22 protein-coding genes are annotated in these 22,458 nt (G+C 30.3%); all 22 read left to right on the top strand.

Annotation, left to right across the window (positions count from 1 at the left end):
- Position 1: 1 nt before the first annotated feature.
- The 22 genes from L8V88_RS04950 (at position 2) to serC (ending at position 22,448) form a co-directional block, all read left to right on the top strand.
- Positions 2 to 730, top strand: a complete 729-nt coding sequence (locus tag L8V88_RS04950) for a UDP-2,3-diacylglucosamine diphosphatase (RefSeq protein WP_263727116.1) — start codon at positions 2 to 4, stop codon at positions 728 to 730.
- Entirely contained in the window at positions 730 to 1,683 is a 954-nt protein-coding gene (locus L8V88_RS04945) for a chemotaxis protein (RefSeq protein WP_039619212.1), read from the top strand. Before L8V88_RS04950 ends, L8V88_RS04945 begins: the two co-directional genes overlap by 1 nt.
- Positions 1,684 to 1,685: 2 nt before the next feature.
- On the top strand, positions 1,686 to 3,992 hold the full coding sequence (locus L8V88_RS04940; protein ID WP_263724312.1) for a chemotaxis protein CheW: 2,307 nt from the start codon (positions 1,686 to 1,688) through the stop codon (positions 3,990 to 3,992).
- 4 nt (positions 3,993 to 3,996) lie between these two features.
- A complete protein-coding gene (locus L8V88_RS04935; RefSeq protein ID WP_039619209.1) occupies positions 3,997 to 4,515 on the top strand; it encodes a chemotaxis protein CheW in 519 nt (172 codons plus the stop codon).
- Positions 4,515 to 5,141 (top strand): phosphoserine phosphatase SerB, encoded by a 627-nt coding sequence (gene serB, locus L8V88_RS04930; protein ID WP_263727115.1) that lies wholly within the window; start codon positions 4,515 to 4,517, stop codon positions 5,139 to 5,141. Before L8V88_RS04935 ends, serB begins: the two co-directional genes overlap by 1 nt.
- On the top strand, positions 5,138 to 6,109 hold the full coding sequence (locus tag L8V88_RS04925) for a transaldolase (RefSeq protein ID WP_263727114.1): 972 nt from the start codon (positions 5,138 to 5,140) through the stop codon (positions 6,107 to 6,109). Before serB ends, L8V88_RS04925 begins: the two co-directional genes overlap by 4 nt.
- 46 nt (positions 6,110 to 6,155) lie before the next feature.
- Positions 6,156 to 6,692, top strand: a complete 537-nt coding sequence (locus L8V88_RS04920) for a 50S ribosomal protein L25/general stress protein Ctc (RefSeq protein WP_133319540.1) — start codon at positions 6,156 to 6,158, stop codon at positions 6,690 to 6,692.
- 1 nt (position 6,693) lies between these two features.
- Positions 6,694 to 7,233, top strand: coding sequence for an aminoacyl-tRNA hydrolase (gene pth / locus L8V88_RS04915; protein WP_263727113.1), 540 nt, complete (start codon positions 6,694 to 6,696; stop codon positions 7,231 to 7,233).
- A 3-nt stretch (positions 7,234 to 7,236) separates the two neighbouring features.
- Positions 7,237 to 8,298: an LptF/LptG family permease gene (locus L8V88_RS04910; protein WP_263727112.1), complete on the top strand. Its 1,062-nt coding sequence runs from the start codon at positions 7,237 to 7,239 to the stop codon at positions 8,296 to 8,298.
- A 17-nt stretch (positions 8,299 to 8,315) separates the two neighbouring features.
- On the top strand, positions 8,316 to 9,521 hold the full coding sequence (gene lysA / locus L8V88_RS04905) for a diaminopimelate decarboxylase (RefSeq protein ID WP_263727111.1): 1,206 nt from the start codon (positions 8,316 to 8,318) through the stop codon (positions 9,519 to 9,521).
- Position 9,522: 1 nt separating this feature from the next.
- Positions 9,523 to 10,284 (top strand): HAD-IIA family hydrolase, encoded by a 762-nt coding sequence (locus tag L8V88_RS04900; RefSeq protein ID WP_263727110.1) that lies wholly within the window; start codon positions 9,523 to 9,525, stop codon positions 10,282 to 10,284.
- Positions 10,281 to 11,354 (top strand): chorismate mutase / prephenate dehydratase, encoded by a 1,074-nt coding sequence (locus L8V88_RS04895; RefSeq protein ID WP_039668829.1) that lies wholly within the window; start codon positions 10,281 to 10,283, stop codon positions 11,352 to 11,354. Before L8V88_RS04900 ends, L8V88_RS04895 begins: the two co-directional genes overlap by 4 nt.
- On the top strand, positions 11,344 to 12,435 hold the full coding sequence (gene hisC, locus L8V88_RS04890) for a histidinol-phosphate transaminase (RefSeq protein WP_263727109.1): 1,092 nt from the start codon (positions 11,344 to 11,346) through the stop codon (positions 12,433 to 12,435). The genes L8V88_RS04895 and hisC overlap by 11 nt, the downstream gene beginning before the upstream one ends.
- A gap of 14 nt (positions 12,436 to 12,449) precedes the next feature.
- On the top strand, positions 12,450 to 14,135 hold the full coding sequence (fliF, locus tag L8V88_RS04885; protein ID WP_263675421.1) for a flagellar basal-body MS-ring/collar protein FliF: 1,686 nt from the start codon (positions 12,450 to 12,452) through the stop codon (positions 14,133 to 14,135).
- Positions 14,135 to 15,163 (top strand): flagellar motor switch protein FliG, encoded by a 1,029-nt coding sequence (gene fliG / locus L8V88_RS04880; RefSeq protein ID WP_039619192.1) that lies wholly within the window; start codon positions 14,135 to 14,137, stop codon positions 15,161 to 15,163. Before fliF ends, fliG begins: the two co-directional genes overlap by 1 nt.
- Before the next feature lie 4 nt (positions 15,164 to 15,167).
- Entirely contained in the window at positions 15,168 to 15,983 is an 816-nt protein-coding gene (fliH, locus tag L8V88_RS04875) for a flagellar assembly protein FliH (RefSeq protein ID WP_263727107.1), read from the top strand.
- On the top strand, positions 15,980 to 17,809 hold the full coding sequence (gene dxs, locus L8V88_RS04870; protein ID WP_263727105.1) for a 1-deoxy-D-xylulose-5-phosphate synthase: 1,830 nt from the start codon (positions 15,980 to 15,982) through the stop codon (positions 17,807 to 17,809). Before fliH ends, dxs begins: the two co-directional genes overlap by 4 nt.
- Positions 17,810 to 17,890: 81 nt before the next feature.
- On the top strand, positions 17,891 to 18,304 hold the full coding sequence (gene perR, locus L8V88_RS04865) for a peroxide-responsive transcriptional repressor PerR (protein ID WP_263727103.1): 414 nt from the start codon (positions 17,891 to 17,893) through the stop codon (positions 18,302 to 18,304).
- Complete coding sequence (locus L8V88_RS04860) at positions 18,279 to 19,490, top strand: hypothetical protein (RefSeq protein WP_263727102.1); 1,212 nt, start codon at positions 18,279 to 18,281, stop codon at positions 19,488 to 19,490. Before perR ends, L8V88_RS04860 begins: the two co-directional genes overlap by 26 nt.
- A 7-nt stretch (positions 19,491 to 19,497) precedes the next feature.
- Positions 19,498 to 20,199 (top strand): bifunctional demethylmenaquinone methyltransferase/2-methoxy-6-polyprenyl-1,4-benzoquinol methylase UbiE, encoded by a 702-nt coding sequence (gene ubiE, locus L8V88_RS04855; RefSeq protein ID WP_263727100.1) that lies wholly within the window; start codon positions 19,498 to 19,500, stop codon positions 20,197 to 20,199.
- Complete coding sequence (gene xseA / locus L8V88_RS04850; protein WP_263727098.1) at positions 20,196 to 21,359, top strand: exodeoxyribonuclease VII large subunit; 1,164 nt, start codon at positions 20,196 to 20,198, stop codon at positions 21,357 to 21,359. Before ubiE ends, xseA begins: the two co-directional genes overlap by 4 nt.
- A 12-nt stretch (positions 21,360 to 21,371) precedes the next feature.
- A complete protein-coding gene (gene serC, locus L8V88_RS04845) occupies positions 21,372 to 22,448 on the top strand; it encodes a phosphoserine transaminase (RefSeq protein ID WP_263727096.1) in 1,077 nt (358 codons plus the stop codon).
- The last annotated feature ends 10 nt before the right edge of the window (positions 22,449 to 22,458 follow it).

The raw sequence follows: 22,458 nt of genomic DNA, 5'->3' as shown, positions 1-22,458 counted from the left end.
TTTGCAAAAAATAACTATAAAAGAAAATGCTATTTTCATCGCTGATGCGCATGAAAATGAGAATAGGCGTGGTTTTTGGGATTTTTTGCAAGCCTTAAAAGATAAAAAAATTCAAACTCCACAGCTTTTTTTAATGGGTGATATTTTTGATCTTTTGATTTATGAAGTAAAAGCTACCCATGGCTTTGCAAAAGCTTATATAGATTTACTTGAAGAGCTTGCTGATGAGATTGAAATCATTTATTTAGAAGGTAATCATGATTTTAATTTGGCTAAATTTTTTAAAAATGTTAAGGTTTTTAGTATAAATCAGCAACCTTTACTTTGCGAATTTCAAGATAAAACCTTAGTAAAATTAGCCCATGGGGATATTTTTTTAAAACCTTTTTTGCAATTTTGCTTAAAAAGTTTAAGAAATCATTATTTGCTGTTTTTTTTAAATTTTTTGAATGTTATTAGTAAAGAAAAAATTACTCAAAAAATTCTAAAAAATCAAAACAAAAAACAACTTATTAGAAAAATTCCCCATTTTTCTGCCTTGGCAAAAGAACGTTTAAAGCACTATAATATAGGTTTTGTAATAGAAGGTCATTATCATCAAGATGTGTTTTTAGAATACGAAAATATAAAATATTTAAATTTAGCTACTTTTGCATACAAGGAAAGTTTTTTTGTAGTAAAATATGAGCCAGAAATCAGATTTCACAAAATAGAACTTAAGGAGGCATAATGTTTGATGAGAATGTCGTTAAAACAGGTTCAAATGAAATGGAACTTGTTGATTTTCGCATCTTTAAGCAAGGCCACGATAAAGTCTATGAGGGAATTTATGGTGTAAATGTTTCTAAGGTTAGAGAAATCATTAAAATTCCTTTTTTGACTGAAATTCCGGGAGTACCTGACTATGTGGAAGGTATTTTTGATCTTCGTGGTGTGGTGATTCCTGTAATCAACCTAGCAAAATGGATGCAAATTCAAGAACCAGAAATGACAAATATAAAACCTAGAGTTATCATTACTGAATTTAGTAATGTATTGATCGGTTTTATAGTACATGAAGCGAAAAGAATTCGTAGAATAAATTGGAAAAATATAGAACCAGCTACTTTTGCAACAAGTGCAGGAAGTTTAGATAAGGGTAAAATTACCGGTGTGACTAAAATCGAAGGAGACGAGGTTTTACTTATCCTAGATTTAGAAAGCATAGTGCAAGAGCTTGGAATTTATACTCCACAAACTGATATTGAAGATGATAAAATCCAAAAAATCGAAGGTATGGCTTTAGCGCTTGATGATAGCTCTACTGCAAGAAAACTTGTAAAAGATATTCTGAATAAAATCGGATTAAAAGTTGTTGAAGCAAAAGACGGTGTTGAAGGTTTACAAAAACTAGAAGAGCTTTACAATGCTTATGGTGCTGATTTAAGAAAGCATCTAAAAATCATCGTAAGCGATGTTGAAATGCCACAAATGGATGGTTTCCACTTTGCAGCTAAAGTAAGAGATGATGAGAGATTTAAAAATATTCCTATCGTGTTTAACTCTTCTTTATCAAATGAATTTATGAGTGATAAAGGTGTTAAAGAAGCAGGTGGCGATGGATATTTAGTTAAATTTAACGCAAGTGATTTCTTTGCTGAAATTTCTCGTGTTATTAAAAAACATGAAAAAGGTGAGGAGTAAAAATGGAAGATATTCAAGAAATACTTGAGGATTTTTTAGTTGAAGCCTTTGAATTAGTCGAGCAAATTGACCATGATTTGGTTGAATTAGAAGCAAATCCTGAAGACTTAGAACTATTAAATAGAATTTTCCGTGTTGCGCACACTGTTAAAGGTTCATCAAGCTTTTTGAATTTTGATGTTTTAACAAAACTTACTCATCACATGGAAGATGTTTTAAATAAAGCAAGACATAATGAGCTTAAAATTACTCCTGAGGTAATGGATGTGGTTTTAGAGTCTATTGATATGATGAAAACCTTGTTAAATTCTATTAGAGATAATGGAAATGATACAGCAATAGGACTTGACATAGCTCCAATTTGCGCAAGATTAACTGCTATTTCAGAGGGTGAAAGCTTAGAGTCTGTTGCACCAGCTAAAGCTGAAGAGCCAAAAGAAGAAGTAAAAGAAGAACCAAAAGCTGAAGAACCTGAAGTTGATGTTAATAAGCTTAGTGATGATGAGGTTGAAGCTGAAATTGAAAGACTTTTAAAAGTAAGAAAAGCTGAAGATCAAGCAAGACGTGCTGAAAAGAAAAAAACACAAGAAGCAAACCCAGCTCCAAGTAAACCAGCTGCTCAAGCACAAAATGCAACTGCTGAGAAAAAAGTTCCTGCAGCAGGTGGTGGAAGTAGTGGTGCAAATATGGATCAAACCATTAGGGTTGAAGTTAAAAGACTTGACCATTTGATGAACTTAATCGGTGAGCTTGTTCTTGGTAAAAACCGCTTATTGAAAATTTATGATGATGTTGAAGAAAGATATGATGGAGAAAAATTCTTAGAAGAATTAAATCAAGTTGTTTCTCAACTTAGTATTGTCACTACAGATATTCAACTTGCTGTTATGAAAACAAGAATGCAACCTATTGCAAAAGTATTTAATAAATTCCCAAGGGTTGTACGTGATTTGGGTCGTGAGCTTGGTAAGCAAATGGAGCTTGAAATTTCAGGGGAAGAAACTGAACTTGATAAGTCTATTGTGGAAGAAATCGGCGATCCTATTATGCACATGATTAGAAACTCATGTGATCATGGTATAGAAGATCCAGCAACACGTGTGGCTAATGGTAAACCAGAAAAAGGAACGGTTAATCTTAAAGCATACAATGAAGGAAACCACATTGTAGTAGAGATTGCTGATGATGGTAAAGGGCTTGATGCTGATGTATTAAAAGCAAAAGCTATGGAGAAAAATCTAATTACAGAACGTGAAGCTGATCAAATGAGTGATAAAGAAGCATTTGCGTTGATTTTCAAGCCAGGTTTTTCAACTGCGAAAAAAATTACTAATGTTTCAGGTCGTGGCGTTGGAATGGACGTTGTTAAAACCAATATTGAAAAACTAAATGGTGTGATTGAAATCGACAGTGAACTTGGAAAAGGTACTGTGATGAAACTTAAAATCCCACTTACCTTGGCGATTATTCAATCATTGCTTGTAGGTACACAAGAAGAGTTTTATGCTATTCCTCTTGCAAGTGTTCTTGAGACAGTTAGAGTGCCAATTGATGATATTTATACTATTGAAGGTAAAAATGTACTACGCTTAAGAGATGAGGTTTTATCTTTAGTAAGACTTTCAGATGTATTTGGTGTAAAACAAGTGCTTGAAAATACTGATCAAACTTATGTAGTTGTTATTGGTGTAGCAGAAAGTAAGCTTGGTATTATAGTAGATACTTTAGTAGGTCAAGAAGAGATTGTTATTAAGTCTATGGGTGAATATTTACAAAACATTCAAGGTATAGCAGGAGCGACGATTCGTGGTGATGGTAGAGTTACTTTGATTATTGATGTTGCTGCTATGATGGATATAGCTAAAGAAATCAAAGTAGATATTAAAGCACAAATCGAATCACAATCTAAAAAAACTGCTAAAGAAAAACCAAGTGATTATACAGTGCTTATAGTGGATGATTCTAAAATGGATAGAAATATCATGCAAAAATCACTAGAGCCATTAGGTGTGAGCATTATAGAAGCAACTAATGGTGTGGAAGCTTTAAATATGATAAAATCAGGTGAGCATGATATTGATGCAGTGTTGATTGATATTGAAATGCCAAGAATGGATGGTTATACCTTAGCAGGTGAAATCAGAAAGTATTCTAAGTATAAAAACCTTCCGCTTGTTGCAGTAACTTCAAGAACTAGTAAATCAGACCGCTTAAGAGGTGTGGAAGTAGGAATGACTGAGTATATTACTAAGCCTTACTCTCCAGAGTACTTAGAAAATGTAGTTAGAAAAAATTTAAAACTAGGATAAGAAGATGAATGATAAATTAAGCCAGGTTTTGCAAAAACAACAAGCACAAATTGCAGAACCTGATGTAGATAAAGAAGAGGATATTATTCAGCTTGTTGGTTTTGTGGTTGGAGATGAGGAATATGCTATTCCTATTCTTAATATCCAAGAAATTATTAAACCTATAGAATATACTAGGGTTCCAAGTGTGCCTGATTATGTTTTAGGTGTGTTTAATATGAGGGGTAATGTTATGCCTTTGATTGATCTTGCAAAAAGATTTAATCAAGGTAGTTCTAAAATGACACCTCAAACTAGATATATTGTTTTAAAAGGTATGGCAAATGGTAATCAAACTCCTGCAGGTAATGCAGGTTTTGTGATAGATAGATTAACAGAGGCTATCAAAATTCACAGAAGCAGGATTGATCCACCACCTGAAACTTTGCTAAAAGAAAAAGGTATGATTTTTGGTATAGGTAAAAGAGAAGAAAATATCTTGACTATATTAAAAGCTGAAGCTTTATTAAAGCGTGAGTTTTAATGATAAAGCTTTGTGCCTTTGACTTTGACTCTACGCTAATGGATGGAGAAACCATTGATATTTTAGCACAAGAGTATAATGTTGGTGATGCTGTAAAAGCAATCACCAACAAAGCAATGAATGGTGAGCTTGATTTTTTTGAAAGCTTAAGTGCTAGAGTAGCATTGCTTGAGGGAATGCCAGTTGATCAAGTAAGAAAGTGCTGTGAAAATTTACCTTTGATGAATGGCGCTAAAGAATTATGTGAGTATTTAAAAAATAAAAACATAAAAATTATTGTTTTTAGCGGTGGATTTCATGAAGGAATTGACTTAATACAAAATAAACTTCATTTTGATTTTGGTTTTGCTAACTTTTTGCATAGTAAAAATGGTGTTTTAACGGGAAAAGTTGGCGGAGAAATTATGTTTAACAACTCAAAAGGTATTATACTACAAAGACTTAAGAAATTTTTAAATTTAAAAACAGAAGAGATTATGTGTGTGGGCGATGGAGCTAATGATATTTCTATGTTTAAAGAATGTGGATTAAAAATAGCTTTTTGTGCCAAAGAAATTTTAAGATCTCATGCAGATGTTTGTGTAGATAAAAAAGATTTAAAAGAAATAATAAAGGTAATACAATGAAAAAATTTTCACTATGGTGTGATTTTATAGAAAATGAATTTTTAGATCATGAATTTTTAGATTTAATTTACTCAAAAACAATCAACGGCGCTACTTCAAATCCTGCTATTTTTAAAAATGCGATTTTAAACTCAGCTATTTATAAAGAAAAAATCAAAAAATCAAATCTTAAAGATAAAAAAGCTTTATATGAGTATCTTGCGGTAGAAGATATAGCTAAGGCTGCGGATAAATTAGCTATTAACTATTATGAAAATAATGATGGTTTTATTAGTATTGAAATTGACCCAAGGTTAAAAGATAATACTAGCTTATCTTTGGCTGAGGCAAAAAGATTATACACGCAAATTGCAAAAGAAAATGTAATGATGAAAATTCCTGCCACAGAAGCTTCTTATGAAGTAATGCAAGAATTAATGAAAAATGGTATTAATGTTAACGCTACTTTGATTTTTGATTTTGAACAAACTAAAAAATGCTTTGAAGCTTTAAATTTGGGTTTAAAAGAATTTAGAAAAAATAATATTGCAGCCAAAAAAGAGCCTCAAGCTGTTATTAGTATTTTTGTAAGCCGTTTTGATAGATTATTAAATAATCAAGTTTTAGATAAAAATTATATAGGAATTCTCACTGCAACTAAGGCTTATAATTATATCATTAAACAAAATGAAGCAAATATTAGAGCCTTGTTTGCAAGCACGGGTGTTAAGGGTGATGATTTAGAAAAAGATTATTATATTAAAGAATTACTCTATGATAAAGCTATTAATACTGCACCACTAGATGCTATTAAGGCTTTTAAAGGTAAGCAAATCGTATTTAAAGAGCCTTTAAAAGATGAATGTATAGAGAAAAAATTGAATGCAAATATTTCAAAAGATGCTTTAAGTAAAGCTTGTAAAGATTTGCTTGATGATGGGTTGGAGCAATTTTGCATAGCTTATGAAGATATTTTAAAATCTTTATAAACTTATTTAGCTATAATTAGCGTTTATTTTTTTAGAAAGGAAACAGATGTTAGAAGGTATCGTTAGAGAGAGTATCGGTAGAAAAGCTGCTAAAGCTTTAAAAAGAGATGGTTATCTAATCGCAAACATCTACGGAAAAGGATTAGAAAATATCAATGCTGCTTTTAAAGTAAATGAATTTATTAAAGAAGTACGCAAAAAAACTACTTTAGCTTTTGATGTAAAAGTAGCAGATAAAGTATTAAATGTTGTGGTAGTTGATTATCAAAAAGATCCTGTAACTGCAGAATTAAAACACGTAGATTTAAAAGTAGCACAAAAAGGTGTTATTTCTAAATATATGGTTCCTGTAAAAATCGTAGGAACAGCTATGGGTCTTAAAAATAAAGGTGTTTTAATCCAATCAAAAAGAAGATTGAAAGTAAAATGTGCAGCTGAAAACTTACCAAATTATTTTGAATTAGATGTAACTAAACTTGATGTTGGTGATGCACTTTTAATCCGCGATGTGGTTGTACCTGAGGGTGTAACTATGGTTGATGCTGATAGAGTAGCTGTAGTTGGCGTAGAAAAAGCAAGATAAAATGACCTTAGTCGTAGGACTTGGTAATATAGGAGAACAATACGCCCAAACCCGTCATAATGTAGGGTTTATGCTAATTGACTTAATTTTGAAAGATTTGCAAACAACAAAGCTTTCAAATGCTAAATTTAAAGGAGAGCTTTTTAAAAGCTCTTCTACTCTTTTTTTAAAACCTTCCACTTATATGAATTTATCCGGAGAAAGTGTAAAAGCTGTTAATGAATACTATAAATGTGATAGAATTATTGTAATCCATGATGATATAGATTTAAATTTAGGTGCTTTGAAATTTAAAATAGGTGGATCAAGTGGTGGGCATAATGGACTTAAAAGTATAGATCATCTTTGTGGTAATGCTTATGAGAGAGTACGCATAGGAGTAGGAAAAGGACAAGATGTAATTTCTCATGTTTTGGGGAAATTTAAACAAGAAGAGCAAGAAAGTTTAACTAAGGTTTTAGAACATAGTAAAAAAGCCTTACTTGAGCTTTTAAATTCTGATATAGAAAAAATCGCTTCAAAATATTCTTTAAAAAGTTAAACGATGAGTATATTTTTTCGCTATATTTCATCTTTATATTTAAAATCATTTTTTATTTTATTTTTTTCTTTGACTTTTTTCTTTGTAGCGATTGATTTTTTGCTCAATTTCAATAGACTGCCAAAAAGTGCAAATTTAGAGCTTTTATATATATTTTTCTTAACATGCTCAGCAGCTTCTTATATACTGCCTTTAGCTATAGTCCTTGCTTTGGTTTTATGTATTTTTAATATGATACGCTCGAATGAATTTGTTAGCTTGTATGCTTTGGGTTTAAGTAAAAATCAAGTGATTTTTTATCCTTTTTTATGGGCTATGTTTTTTTGTTGTGTTTATGTAGGACTTAATTTTAGTTCTTTTGCTTATGCAGATGAATATAAAAGTAATATTCTTAAGCGTGGCGTTGTAGATAGAGAGGGTGGGGAAGTTTTGATTAAATATAATGATAAATTTATTTATATACAAAAAACAAATTCTCAAACCCTATATAATGTAAAAATCTTTGATGTAAAAAATTTAGACATTCAAAACATAATCCATGCAAAAACTGCTAAATTTAATGGAAATTCTTGGGATTTAAATGATGCTAAAGCTACTAATGTACCACAAAATTTAATTGTTTCAAAAGAGGGTTTGAGTATAGAAGAATTTAAAAATATTAAAGGCTTAGAAGATTTTTCTCCAAAAATCTTAGAAAGAATTTCTTTGGTAGAGAGCAATCCTTCTTATTCTATTTTAGACGCGCTAGAAAGTATGGTAATTTTTGCAAAACAAAATATTTCTACTAATACACTTAGAACAAGTTTATATTCTTTAGTTCTTACACCATTTTTTGCGCCATTTTTAATGCTTATTGTGTATTATTATTTTCCTTTAACAGCAAGATTTTTTAATCTCGCACTTTTAGCTTTTGTGTTTTTTGTGTGCATACTTTTAGTTTGGGGTTTGTTGTTTTTATTAACAAGATTGAGTGAAAATGAAATTTTACTTCCAGAGCTTGGTATAATGCTACCAGTATTTATTTTAATAAGTATAGGAAGTTTTTATTATTTTAAACACAAATAACTACAAGTGAGGTTTTTATGGATTATTTAAAACTAGCAAAAGAATATAACACACCATTTTATATTTATGATTTTGATAAAATCAAAGAGCGTTTTACAATGTTAAAAGATGCTTTTAAAGCAAGAAAGTCACAAATTTTTTATGCAGTTAAAGCAAATTCTAATTTAAGTGTTTTAAAACTTTTAGCTTCTTTAGATAGCGGGTTTGATTGTGTTAGCGCGGGTGAGATTTATAGAGCTTTAAAAGCAGGGGCTAAGAATTATAAAATTATTTTTAGTGGGGTAGGTAAAAGTGCTGATGAGTTAAAATATGCTTTAGAGCAAAACATACTTTATGTAAATTTAGAAAGCTATGAAGAAATGCTTCTTTTAGAACAAATTGCTAAAGAAAATCAAAAGATAGCTCGTATAAGCATAAGAGTAAATCCAAATGTAGATGCTAAAACACATCCTTACATTTCTACAGGTTTGCATGAAAATAAATTTGGCGTAGATATAGAAAGTGCTAAAAAAATGTATCTTTATGCTAAAAACTCACAATTTTTAGAGCCAGTTGGAGTGCATTTTCACATAGGCTCGCAAATTCTTGATATAAGCAGTATTCATGAAGCTTCTGTGATTGTTGCAAAATTAGTAAAAGAGCTTTTGGCTTTAAAAATTAATATTAAATTCTTTGATATAGGTGGAGGCTTAGGGGTTTGTTATAAAGATGAACAAGAGCCAAATTTATATGATTATGCTCAAGGAATTTTAGCAAGTTTACAAGGTCTTGATGTGTGTATAGGTATGGAACCTGGCAGGTTTTTGGTAGCAAATGCAGGTGAGTTTGTTACTAAAGTATTATATGAAAAATTTAATGATAAAAAGCGCTTTGTGATTGTTGATGGGGCGATGAATGATTTATTGCGTCCAAGTTTATATAGTGCTTATCATGAAATCAAACTTTTGAGCGAAAATAAAGAAGAAAGCTTTTGTGATATTGTTGGTGGGATTTGTGAGAGTGGAGATTTTTTAGCTAAAGATAGAAAATTAGCTAAAACAAAAGCAGGAGATTTGATCATAGTTAAAAGTGCGGGCGCGTATGGTTTTAGTATGAGTAGTAATTATAATACTCGTAATAGAGTATGCGAGCTAGCTTGTGAAAATGGCACGGTAAGAATGATTAGGAAAAGAGAAAGTTATGAGGATCAAATTGCTTTAGAGCTTGATTTTTTAAAGGATTGAAATGTTGTTTTTAGATGTGCAAGGAACTTTGATTTCAGATTACGATAAAAGTCCTATAAATGGTGCTTTAGAACTCATTCAATCTTTAAATAAAGAAAAAATTCCTTATGTGATTATTACCAATAATACCAAAAAATTAGATTTTTTAAATTATTTGCAAAATTTGGGTTTTGAAATTAATGAAAAAGTTTATATTGATCCTTTTTGTGTTTTAAAAGATCATTTAAAGCCTTGCAAAATAGCAGCTTTTGGGGCAAAAGAATTTTTAGATTCACTTCAAGAGTTAGGCTATGAGCTTGATTATAAAAACCCAAAAGCATTTTTACTAGCAAGTTATGATGATTTTAAATTTCAAGATTTTGCTAGTATGATAGAGTATCTTAAAAATGGTGTGCAAGCTATAGCAATGCATGAAAGTAGTATTTATAAGAAAAACTCAAGGCTTTATCCAGGCGTTGGAAGTATTATGTCTATGCTTAAAAATGCATGCGAGTTTGATTATAAAGTGATAGGAAAACCTAGTAAGGCTTTTTATGAAAGTGCTTTAAATTTATTAAAACAACAAGATTGTAATGTGAGTTTTGAAAAGACTTTGATTATTAGTGATGATTTTAAAGGTGATTTGCTTGGTGCTTATGAGCTTGGCATGCAAACAGCCTTAGTTTTAAGCGGTAAAATTTCTAACACTCAAGGTCTTGATACAACTAAACTTAATTTTGTATATGATAGTATTAAGGATTACTACATATCGAGGTTTAAATGAAAGAGATAGAAAAATTACGCAATAAAATCGATACTATCGATGATAAAATTTTGGCTTTGCTTAATGAAAGAATGCTTCATGTTAAAGATATAGGAGTTATTAAGCAAAATTTAGGTGGGAGTATTTATAGACCTGAGCGTGAAAGAGCTATTATAAATAGACTTAAAAATTATAATCATGGTTTATTAGATCAAAATGCAATCGAAGCAATTTATCAAGAAATTTTTGCTGTATCAAGAAATTTAGAAATGCCTCAAAGCATAGCTTATTTAGGACCTGAGGGAAGCTATACGCATCAAGTAGCAAGAACGCGTTTTGGTGCTATGAGTCGTTATACTCCGCTTGCAAATATAGAAGATGTTTTCAAAGAATTAGCTCACAAAGAAGCAAAATATGGAGTAGTGCCTATAGAAAATAATACAGCAGGTGCAGTGGGTGTGACGCTTGATTGTCTTGGAAAATATGAAGATGTAAAGATTTTTGCTGAAATTTATATGGATATTCATCATTCTTTTGTAAGTATGAGTGAAAATTTAAAAGATATTAAACGCATATATTCTCATCCACAAGGCTATAATCAATGTAGAAATTTTTTAGAAAGTCATGATTTAAGTGAAGTAGAATTTGTAGCAAGTAAATCCACAGCTCATGCGGCTTACTTAGCTTCGCAAGATGTTACTTCGGCTGCGATTTGCTCTAAAATTGCAGCAAAACTTTATAATGTACCTATATTATTTGAAACGATTGAGGATAATTTGGCAAATCGCACTAGGTTTTTGATTTTAAGTGATATAAAAATACCTCAAATGCCTCATTGCAAAACTTCCATCTTGGCGCTTGCTGCACATAAACCAGGTGGGCTTAGTGATTTATTATATGAGTTTAAAAAAGAGGGGATAAATTTAACAAAACTTGAATCACGCCCTATAAAAACAAGAGAATTTGTACATAGTTTTTATATAGATTTTGAAGGACATATTGATGATGAAAATGTCCAAAGAGTATTAAAAAAAGCTGATCATATAAAATGGCTTGGATCGTATTTATCAGGAGAAAGTAATGAAATTTAATCCTTTTTTAGAAGCTATTAAAACTTATGAAAGTGGCAAGGATATAGATTTAATTGCTAAAGAATATGGTTTAAAAGAAGTTATTAAGCTAGCAAGTAATGAAAATCCTTATGGAACAAGCAAAAAAGCCAAAGAAGCCATTATAAATAATGCACATTTAGCTCATTTATATCCTGATGATACTATGAGTGAATTAAAACAAGCTTTAGCGCAAAAATATGATATTTTAAAAGAAAATCTCATCATAGGTAGCGGGAGTGATCAAATCATAGAATATATAGTACATGCAAAACTTGATCATTCTAAGGCTTATTTACAATGTGGGGTTAGTTTTGCTATGTATGAAATTTATGCAAAACAACTAGGAGTTAAGATTTATAAAACTCCAAGTCTAACCCATGATTTAAATGAGTTATATGAGTTATATCAAAAGCATAAAAATGAAATTAAAGTAATCTTTTTATGCTTACCCAATAATCCTTTAGGTGAGTGTTTAGACGCAAGTGCGGTTTTTGAGTTTTTAGAGAAAATTGATGAGGATTGTTTAGTAGCCATTGATGGAGCTTATAATGAATTTGCTTCATTTAAAGATAGTAAAAAGCATATTAATCCTAAGGAATTAATCCATAAATTTCAAAATACAGTATACCTAGGAACCTTTTCTAAGCTTTATGGTTTGGGTGGTATGAGAGTAGGTTATGGTATAGCTTGTAAGGAAATTATCAATGCGTTTTATAAATTAAGAGCACCTTTTAATGTGACTAATTTGAGTTTAAAAGCTGCTGTTGCTGCATTAGATGATGATGGGTTTGTGCAAAAAACTTTGGAAAATAATTTTTCACAAATGAAACTTTATGAAGATTTTGCTAAAAATTATAAAATTCGATACATTCCAAGCTATACAAATTTTATTACTTATTTTTTTGATGAAAAAAATAGCACAGATTTATCTGAAAAACTGCTTAAAAACGGTATAATAATAAGAAATTTACAAAGTTATGGTTTAAATGCTGTGCGTATAAGTATAGGTACAGAGTATGAAAATTCAAGGTTTTTTGAAGAGTTTTCTAAAAATTTTTAGTTTGTAGGAAATAAATGGATTATAAAACTATACTGCACCAAGTAGGTCAGCTTTATCAAAATTTAAGTTTAAGACAGCGTATTATCATTGCTGCTTCTATTGTTGTTGTAGTTGGATTTTTAGTATTTTTAACCCTTTTTAGAAGTGGCTCTACAGTGGCTAGCGAGGCTGGATATTCAGTATTATTTGAAAATGCTAATACTAGTGATTCGGCGATGATAGTAACTCAACTTGAAAAAAGTGGGGTTCCTTATATTTTGCGCAATGAAGGAACAATTTTAGTTCCTAATGAACAAGTGTATAAACAGCGTTTAGCTATTGCTTCTGCAGGATTATTGCCAAAAGATAATAAGGTAGGTTTTGAGCTTTTTGATAAACAAGAATTTGGCGCAACAGAAGCTGAACAAAAGGTAAAATACCAAAGAGCATTAGAAGGTGAGCTTGCTAGAACGATTGAAAGTTTAGAGCCTATTCATAGTGCCACAGTGCATATTGCTTTTGCTAAAGATACGCTTTTTACACAACAACAAGTCCCACCAACTGCTTCAGTAGCTTTGACGATAAAAGAAGGTTTAAAGCTTAATAAAAAGCAAATTATGGGGATTAAAAACTTAATTGCTTCCTCAGTGACAAAACTTACTCCTGAAAATGTAAAAATCATGGATCAAAAAGGTATTCCTTTAGATGATGAGGGTGCTTTTGAGAGTGATTTAATTGCTGCTCAAATTAAATATAAAAGAGATCAAGAATACGAATTAGAACAAAAAATTGTTGCTTCTATTGCTCCATTTGCAGGTGGCTATGATAGGGTAGTAGCAAAGGTTAGTATTGATTATGATTTTTCTAAAGAAGAATCACAAAGTGAAGTTTATGATCCAAACACAGTCGTGCGTAGTGAGCAAACCTTAGAAGAACATAGAGAAGGCTATAAAGATAAAGAAATTCAAGGTGTACCAGGCGCTGTTTCAAACATCGGTCCTGTAGAAGGTTTAGATGATAAAGGTGCACGCGAGGTTTATACTAAAAATCAAACCACAACTAACAATGAAATTTCTAAAAAAATTACCAACACCACTAAGCAATTTGCAACCGTTAAGAGAATTTCTGCAGCTGTTGTGGTAGATGGAAAGTATAAAGTGATTACTGATGATCAAGGAAATGTTACTAATGAATATATTCCTTTGAGTGATAAAGAAATTAAAGCGATTGAAAATCTCACTAAAGGTGCTATAGGTTTTAATCTTGCTAGGGGTGATGCGGTTGAAGTAAATAATTTGGAATTTCATAGAACAGCTAAAGTTGAAAATAAGGTTCAAACTTTTTATTCAAGATTTGTTGAGCCATTTATCCCGCCTGTTAAGTATGTCTTTGCTGCGATTTTGCTTTTTATTTTTTACAAAAAGGTTATTGTGCCATTTTCTCAAAAAATGCTTGCAGATATCAAGCTTGAAGAAGAGATGGAAGGTAAAGATGGACAAGTTATTGATGAAGCTGAAGACGCTATTGAAAAATTCAATGCAGCGCGTAAGAAGGTTGAAGAGCAACTTGGCTTTGGGGATAATTTTGACGAAGATGCGCTTCAATATGATGTTTTACTTGAAAAATTAAGAGCAGTGGCTAATGAAAAAGGTGAAGAAGTAGCATTGTTGCTACAAAAACTTGTTGAAAATGAAGCTGAATTTGGTGAGAAGGATATCTGATGATAAAGCTTAGTGAAGAACAAAAAATGGTCTATGATGACCTTTCTATGCCAGAAAAGGTCGCAATTTTTTTAATTCAACTTGGAGAAGATGTAACAACAGTTTTATTTTCTCATATGGATATTAATGTTATCACTGAAATTTCTCGCTATATTGCTTTAGCAAAAAATGTTGACAAACCAGTTGCTACTGCGGTGCTTGAGGAATTTTATACTTTATTACAATCAAACCAATATCTAAAAAGTGGTGGTTTGGAATATGCAAAAGAAATTTTATTTAGAACTTTTGGTCCTGAAATTGCCAATAAAATTTTGGAAAAACTTACCAAAAGTATGGAAAATAACCAAAATTTTGCTTATCTTTCTCAAATCAAACCACAACAGCTTGCTGACTTTATCATTAAAGAACACCCTCAAACTATAGCTTTGATTTTAGCTCATATGGATACCACTCAAGCTGCTGAAACTTTGGAGTATTTTAGTGATGAATTAAGAGCTGAAGTTGTAATAAGAATGGCAAATCTTGGGGATATTTCACCTTCAATCATCAAAAGAGTATCTGCAGTGCTTGAAAGTAAGCTCGAAAGCCTTACTTCTTATAAGGTTGAAGTGGGTGGTCCAAGAGCGGTTGCTGAAGTGCTTAATCGCTTGGGTCAAAAAGCTTCTAAAACAACACTTTCTTATATTGAACAAAGCGATGAAAAACTTGCTACAACCATTAAAGATTTAATGTTTACCTTTGATGATATTTCTCAGCTTAGCACTAATGCGATTAGAGAAGTTTTAAAAGCTGCTGATAAGCGTGATTTGATGATAGGTTTAAAAGGTGCAAGCGAGGATTTAAAACAAAAATTCATGTCCAATATGTCTACGCGTGCTGCTGAAGCTTTTGTAGAAGAAATGGGCTTTTTGGGTGCTGTGCGTGTAAAAGATGTTGAAGAAGCACAAAGAAAAGTTGTAGAAGTGGTGCAAAAACTTGCAGAACAAGGTCTTATCCAAGTAGGTGAGGCTGATGAGATGATAGAGTAAGATCATGGCAAAATTAACTAATGTAATTTCACCTGAAAACATTTCTGCTCATGTAGTTGAGGGTTATCATTTTAAAGTTATGAGTGAAATGCCCTCTAATGAAGAACAAAAACAAGAAGAAATTCAAACTATAAATCAAGTCTCTCCTGCCCAAAATACAACTCAGCAAGCAGTAGAAAATCAAACGGCAGAAACCACACCACAAACCCCTCAACCACAAATTCAACCTGATTTTGTAGAAGATTTGCTTAAAAAAACTGATGAGATGTCAGGAAATATCATTAAGTTACAAATGCAAATAGAAAGCCAAGAAGCTGAATTTAACAATCGCTTAAATACAGAATTAGAACATGCAAAAGAAAAATTTACCAAAGAAGGTTATGAACAAGCTCAAAAAAATTTTGAAAGTGAATTAGAAGCTTTAAAAGAAAAATACTTAAAAAGTGTAGAAAAGCTTGAAAATACAGTACAAAATTTAAATGAGTTTTTATCTAAAAATGAAAAAGAATTAGCCGATACAGCTGTAATTATTGCAAAAGAAGTGATTGCAAAAGAACTTGAGGAAAATTCTTCACTTATAGCCTTAAATTTAGCAAAAGAACTTATGAATGAGCTTAAAAATGCCACTAAGATAGAATTAAAACTTAGCCCTGATGATTTTGAGTATGTAAAAACACACTTGCAAGAACAAAATAATATTAAGTTTAGTCTTGATGATGCGATTAATAAAGGAAGTATTTTAATATTAAGTGATGCGGGTAATATAGAATCAAATCTTAATAATCGTTTGCAAAAAATCAAAAATATGGTTAATGAATGATAGATTTAAATAACTTAAATATTAAAAATATGCAAATTAAAGAACTAGAAAATTTAGCTAATAATTTGCGTGAAGTTATTATAGATACAGTGAGTAAAAATGGTGGACATTTAAGTTCAAATTTGGGTGTAGTTGAGCTTAGCATAGGAATGCATTATGTTTTTGATGCGCAAAAAGATCCTTTTATTTTTGATGTTTCACACCAATCTTATCCGCATAAGCTTTTAAGTGGTAAAATAAATAATTTTCATACTCTAAGACAGTTTAATGGTTTAAGTGGCTATACCAAGCCTGATGAGGGAGATTATTTTGTAGCAGGACATTCAAGCACTTCTATATCTTTAGCAGTTGGAGCTTGCAAGGCTATAAGATTAAAAAATGAAGATCGTTTGCCTGTTGTATTAATAGGTGATGGAGCGCTAAGTGCGGGTATGGCATATGAAGCCTTAAATGAGCTTGGCGATAGAGAATATCCTTGTGTGATCATTTTAAATGATAATGAAATGAGTATTTCAAGGCCAATTGGGGCTATTTCAAAATACCTTTCTCAAGCAATGGCAACGCAGTTTTATCAAAAATTTAAAAAACGCATAGAAAATCTTTTAGAGTATTTTCCTCAAGGTGCTTCTTATATGGCAAAGCGTTTTGAAGAGGGTTTAAGACTTATTACACCTGGACTTTTGTTTGAAGAATTAGGACTTGAATATATTGGACCTATTGATGGGCATAATTTAAATGAGGTTATTAATGCGCTCAATCAAGCAAAAGCTATGAATAAACCTTGCGTTGTACATGCGCAAACTATCAAAGGTAAAGGCTATGCATTAGCTGAGGGAAAAAATGCTAAATGGCATGGGGTAGGTGCTTTTGATAGAAGTAGCGGGGAGAGTTTAAAGGCAAATGTAAGTAAAAAAAGTGCTACAGAAATTTTTTCAAATACACTTTTAAATTTAGCTCAAAAATATGAAAACATAGTAGGCGTAACTGCTGCTATGCCAAGTGGTACTGGAATAGATAAGCTAATGGAAAAATATCCTGAACGCTTTTGGGATGTTGCAATTGCAGAACAACATGCAGTTACTTCTATGGCGGCTATGGCAAAAGAAGGTTTTAAACCTTTTATAGCAATTTATAGTACTTTTATGCAAAGAGCTTATGATCAAGTTATTCATGATTGTGCTATTATGAATTTAAATGTAGTTATAGCTATGGATAGAGCAGGAATTGTAGGAGAAGATGGGGAAACGCATCAAGGTGTTTTTGATGTTAGTTTTTTAAGTGCTATTCCAAACATTACTCTAGCAGCTCCAAGAGATGAGGCTATGATGGAAAAAATCATGGAATATGCTTATTTTCATCAAGGTGTTTTTGCTTTTCGTTACCCTAGGGGTAATTTTTTATTAAATAATGATTTTAATCCATGTGAGATAAAACTTGCCAAAGCTCAAATTTTATCTAAAACACAAAGCGATAAAGTATTTTTAGGTTTTGGTCAAGGTGTAGCCAAAGCAAAACTAGCTTTGGATAAACTTGGTTTAGATTATGCGAGCTTAATAGATTTGATTTTTGCAAAGCCTTTAGATGAAGAGCTTTTAAAAGAATTAGCAAAAGATACAAAAACTTGGTTTGTTTTTTCAGATAGTGCTAAAATAGGTGGAGTGGGAAGTTTAATTACAAATTTTTTACAAAAAGAAAATCTTTATCACATAAAGCTAGTAAGCTTTGAATTTGAAGATTGCTTTATCGCACATGGTAAGACAAATAAGGTTGAGCAGTTTTTAAAACTTGATGTTGATTCTTTATGCGAAAAGATTAAAATTTATTAAAAGATAAAAAATATCCTTTAATATAATTATTTTTTTATAAAAAAAGCGTTATACTATAGAAAAAATATTGGAGAATTTATTATGGAACTTATTCAAATGCTTAAAAACTGTGATTTAAAAGCTACTCCACAAAGACTTTGTATTTTAAAAATTTTAAAACGCCATGAACATCCTAATATAGAATCTTTATACGAAAGCATTAAGGAAGAATATCCTTCTATTTCTTTAGCTACAGTGTATAAAAATTTAAATACTTTAAAAGAACAAGGTTTGGTTGTAGAAATCAATACGCCAAATCAAAAAACTTGTTATGATATTTATGAATATCCTCATATTCATGTAATTTGTAGTAAATGTAATCGTATAGAAGATGTATGTTATGAAGATAGTGGGATAAATAAATACCAAGAAGACCTTGAGAAAAAAATTGGCAATATTATTGATTATCTTGGTGTATTTGCCTATGTAAATGGCTGTAAAGCTTGTAAAAAATAAAATGGTTTGTGAAGTTCAAAGACGCTTTTTACTTGAAAATGATGATTTTATAAAAATTTTAAAAGAAGAAAAAATTACTTATTCTAAGGATAAAATACGCGTTTTTTTTACGCGTATAAGTCCTTTTTGTGATGTTAAATATAAAAAAATCAATCAAGATTATTATAAATTTTCACTTTATAAACTGCACGATATTATAGATAAAAAAACTCATAAACTCTCTAAAAAAGAATTTAAGCGTCAAAGTAAAAATGCCATAGGGAATATCATTAAAAAAACTAGAATTAGTTTTGAGATTAATGGCATTTGGTTTTTTCTTTATAAATTTAAAAATAATTTGCAAGATTTAATTACTTTGAAAGTTATTTTTCCTACTTTTGAGCAAGCAAAATGCTTTAATTTACCTCATTTTTTGCAAAACTATAAAGAAATCACAGATAATGAAAATTTTTATAGTAAAAATTTAGCATTATATGGAGATTTTTCTAAAATTTTTGATAGTACAAAATGTATTAAAATTTTAGACAAGCAAGAAGATATTAGTTTATATTTCCCAAGTCAAATTCAAAGTTTTGAAGCGGGTAAAATCTTACTTTTTGTGCTTTTAAAAAGATTAAAAAATGATAGATTAAATTTTTTACAAAAATTAACCTTTGAAAGCTTGGAGCAATTTTTTGCAAGTCTTAGGCAAATTTGTATTTTCTTTGAGTTTTTTAGCACTCTTTTTGAAAAAAGTATTCAAAATAAACTTCAAAATTATATTTTAAATTTAGAAAAACAAGCAAGTAGTGATAAAAATTATAAATTTGAATTAGAAAAATATATTTTTATTTTAAGTGATGAAAAAATCAATGATATTTTTCTTGATATGGATTTTATTTTAAAGAATGATTGTGATTTTTATCAAGGAGAAAAAAATCAAATTTTAAAGTCTTTAGTGGCTTTTAAACTAAGAAAAGAATTAGTTTTTTTAAAGAAAAAAATTGTAAAATCTCAAAGAAATCTTGAAGAAGAAATAGAAAGAATAAAATTTTTATTATGCTATTTTGCAACTATGTTTGAAGAAAAAAGTATTGAAAAACTAAAAAATTATTTTGAATATAATCATTTAGAGCAAATTTCATATGATGCAAATATAATAAAACAAATTGAAAAAAGCATTAAAAAATTAAAAATATATAGTTAGGAAAAACATGCAAAAACAAGAAAAAATAGTTAAAATGTTTGATGATATAGCACCAACTTATGATAAGGCTAATAGAATTTTAAGTTTTGGAAGTGATGTGAGTTGGAGAAAAAAAGCTTGTTTGGATGTTTTTAAATTTTCTAATAATGAACTTGATATTATCGATGTAGCTTGTGGTACAGGCGATATGATTATAGAATGGCAAAATCAAGCCTTAAAAGCAAATAAAAATATCATTAGTATAAAAGGGGTTGATCCAAGTGCGGGTATGCTTGAAATGGCTAAGAAAAAAATTCCTGAAGCAACTTTTGTGCAAGCAAAAGCACAAGAACTTCCACTTGAAAATGAAAGTGCAGATATCATAAGTATAAGTTATGGCATACGCAATGTGGTAGATAGGAAAGAAGCTATAAAAGAATTTGCAAGAGTGTTAAAAAAGGATGGGATTTTACTTGTACTTGAATTTACTAAAAGAGAGCAGGGTGGTTTTATAGCTGCTTGTAGAGATTTTTACTTAAAAAATATTTTGCCAAAAGTGGGTGGATTTATCAGTAAAAATTATAGCGCTTATGAGTATTTACCAAATTCTATAGAAGATTTTTTAAGCAAAGAAGAATTTATCAAAGAATTGAGTGAGCATTTTGAAATGTTAGAGTATAAAAGCTTTAGTTTTGGTGTTTGCTCTATGTTTATTGCAAGAAAAAAATGAAAGTTTCAGAACTTAATTTAAAAGCTAAAAGTTTATTAGAATTTCATCTTGATGATATAGAGCTTAGTGGGGAAATTTCTAAAATTACTATTCATAGTTCAGGACATTGGTATTTTGACTTAAAAGATGAAAAATCAAGCATAGCTTGTGTGATGTTTAAAGGTTTTAATCAATTTGTCCAAGCTAAACCTAAGGTTGGCGATATGCTTGATCTTAGAGGTTATGTGAGTTTGTATGAAGCAAGTGGTAGGTATCAATTTATCGCTAAAAGTATGCAAAAAACAAGCCTTGGGGATTTAGAAGCTAAATTTTTAGCCTTAAAAGAAAAGCTTGAAAAAGAAGGTTTGTTTGATGCAAATGCCAAAAAAAGCATTGTTAAATTTCCTAAAAAAATAGGCATAATCACTTCTTTTACTTCAGCCGCTTTGCAAGATATGTTAAAGTTAATTTCACAAAAGGAATACAATCTTTGTAAAATAACTATTTTTAATGCACTCACTCAAGGACAAAGTGCTCCAAATTCTTTGATAAATGCTTTAAAAAAAGCTGATGAATATAATTTAGATGCGATTATTTTAGCAAGAGGCGGTGGAAGTAGAGAAGATTTGTTTTGTTTTAATGATGAAGAACTTGCAAGATGTATTTTTTCTTTAAAAACACCTGTTGTTTCTGCTATTGGACATGAGATTGATTATGTTATTAGTGATTTTGTAGCAGATTTAAGAGCGCCAACTCCAAGTGCGGCTATTGACATGATTTTTCCAAATAAACTAAGCTTAGAACAAGGACTTGATGAGCTTGCTATGCGTTTTAAAAACCAAATGTTAAATCATCTTAAGTTTTATCAAAACAAAATCGATCATTTGCAAAATTTAGCCAAAGCGAAATCTTTAGAAAATGCTTTTTTTCTTAGAAAACAAAAGCTTGATTTTTTACAAAGTCAATTAAAGAGCGTTTTAAATTTAAAATTATTAAACTATGAAAACAAACTTAATAATTTTGAAGAGCTTTTAACTCAGCATAAAAATTTCTTTGATAAAAGTAAAAATTTGATAAATTTACAAAAAGATGGCAAAAATATCTCTCTTGAAAAACTAAAAAAAGGAGATATTATAAAACTTTGCTCAATAAATGAGAGTAAAGAAGCCCAAATACTATAAAAAGGAGACAAAATGAGAGTAATGAATTTTAGTGCAGGTCCTTCAAATCTGCCTGATGAGGTTTTAAAAGAAGCACAGGAGCATTTGTTTGATTATCATGGCAAAGGCTTTTCTATTATGGAAGTTTCTCATCGTGGAAAGGTTTTTGAAGAGGTGCATTTTGAAGCTATTAAAATGGCAAAAGAGCTTTATGGTGTAAATGATGATTATGAAGTGCTTTTAATGCAAGGTGGGGCTAGTTTGCAATTTGCTATGATACCTATGAATTTATATATGGGTGGAGTTTGTGAATTTGCTAATACGGGAGTTTGGACTAAAAAAGCTATTAAAGAGGCTGAAATTTTAGGAGTAAATACAAAAATAGTAGCAAGCACTCAAGAAAGTGAGTTTGATCATATCCCACAATTTGAATTTAGCGATAATGCAGATTATGCTTATATATGCTCTAATAATACCATTTATGGAACTCAGTATAAAAGCTATCCAAAGACTAAAAGTCCTTTGATAATTGATGCTTCTAGTGATTTTTTCTCTAAAAAGATAGATTTTTCTAATGTTGCTATGCTTTTTGGTGGAGTGCAGAAAAATGCGGGAATTTCAGGACTTGCTTGTGCATTTATCCGCAAAGATATGATAGAGCGTAGTAAAAATAAAAATATACCTAGCATGTTAAAATACAGTGTTTATGCTGAAAATAATTCTTTATTTAATACTCCAGCAACCTTTGCTATATATATGTTTAATCTTGAAATGAAATGGCTTTTAAATCAAGGTGGCTTAGACAAAATCAATGAGCAAAATATACAAAAGGCTAAAATTTTATACGATGTAATTGATGAGAGTAATGGTTTTTATAAAGGTCATGCTAAAAAAGAGGATAGATCATTAATGAATGTTAGTTTTAACATAGCTTATGATAAAAACTTAGAGCCAGTTTTTGTAAAAGAAGCTGAAGAAAATGGTATGATAGGTCTTAAAGGACATAAAATTTTAGGTGGAATTCGTGCTAGTATTTATAATTCTATCAGCATTGAAAAGGTTCAAAAGTTAAGTGAATTTATGAAAGATTTTGCTAAAAAACATGCTTGATTAGATAAAA

It is taken from the genome of Campylobacter sp. IFREMER_LSEM_CL2101 (genome assembly GCF_025771825.1).
In the GTDB taxonomy this organism is placed as follows: Bacteria; Campylobacterota; Campylobacteria; order Campylobacterales; family Campylobacteraceae; genus Campylobacter_D; species Campylobacter_D lari_C.
The sequence above is the reverse complement of the archived record's forward strand: the minus strand, read 5'-3'. Positions and strand labels throughout refer to the sequence as shown.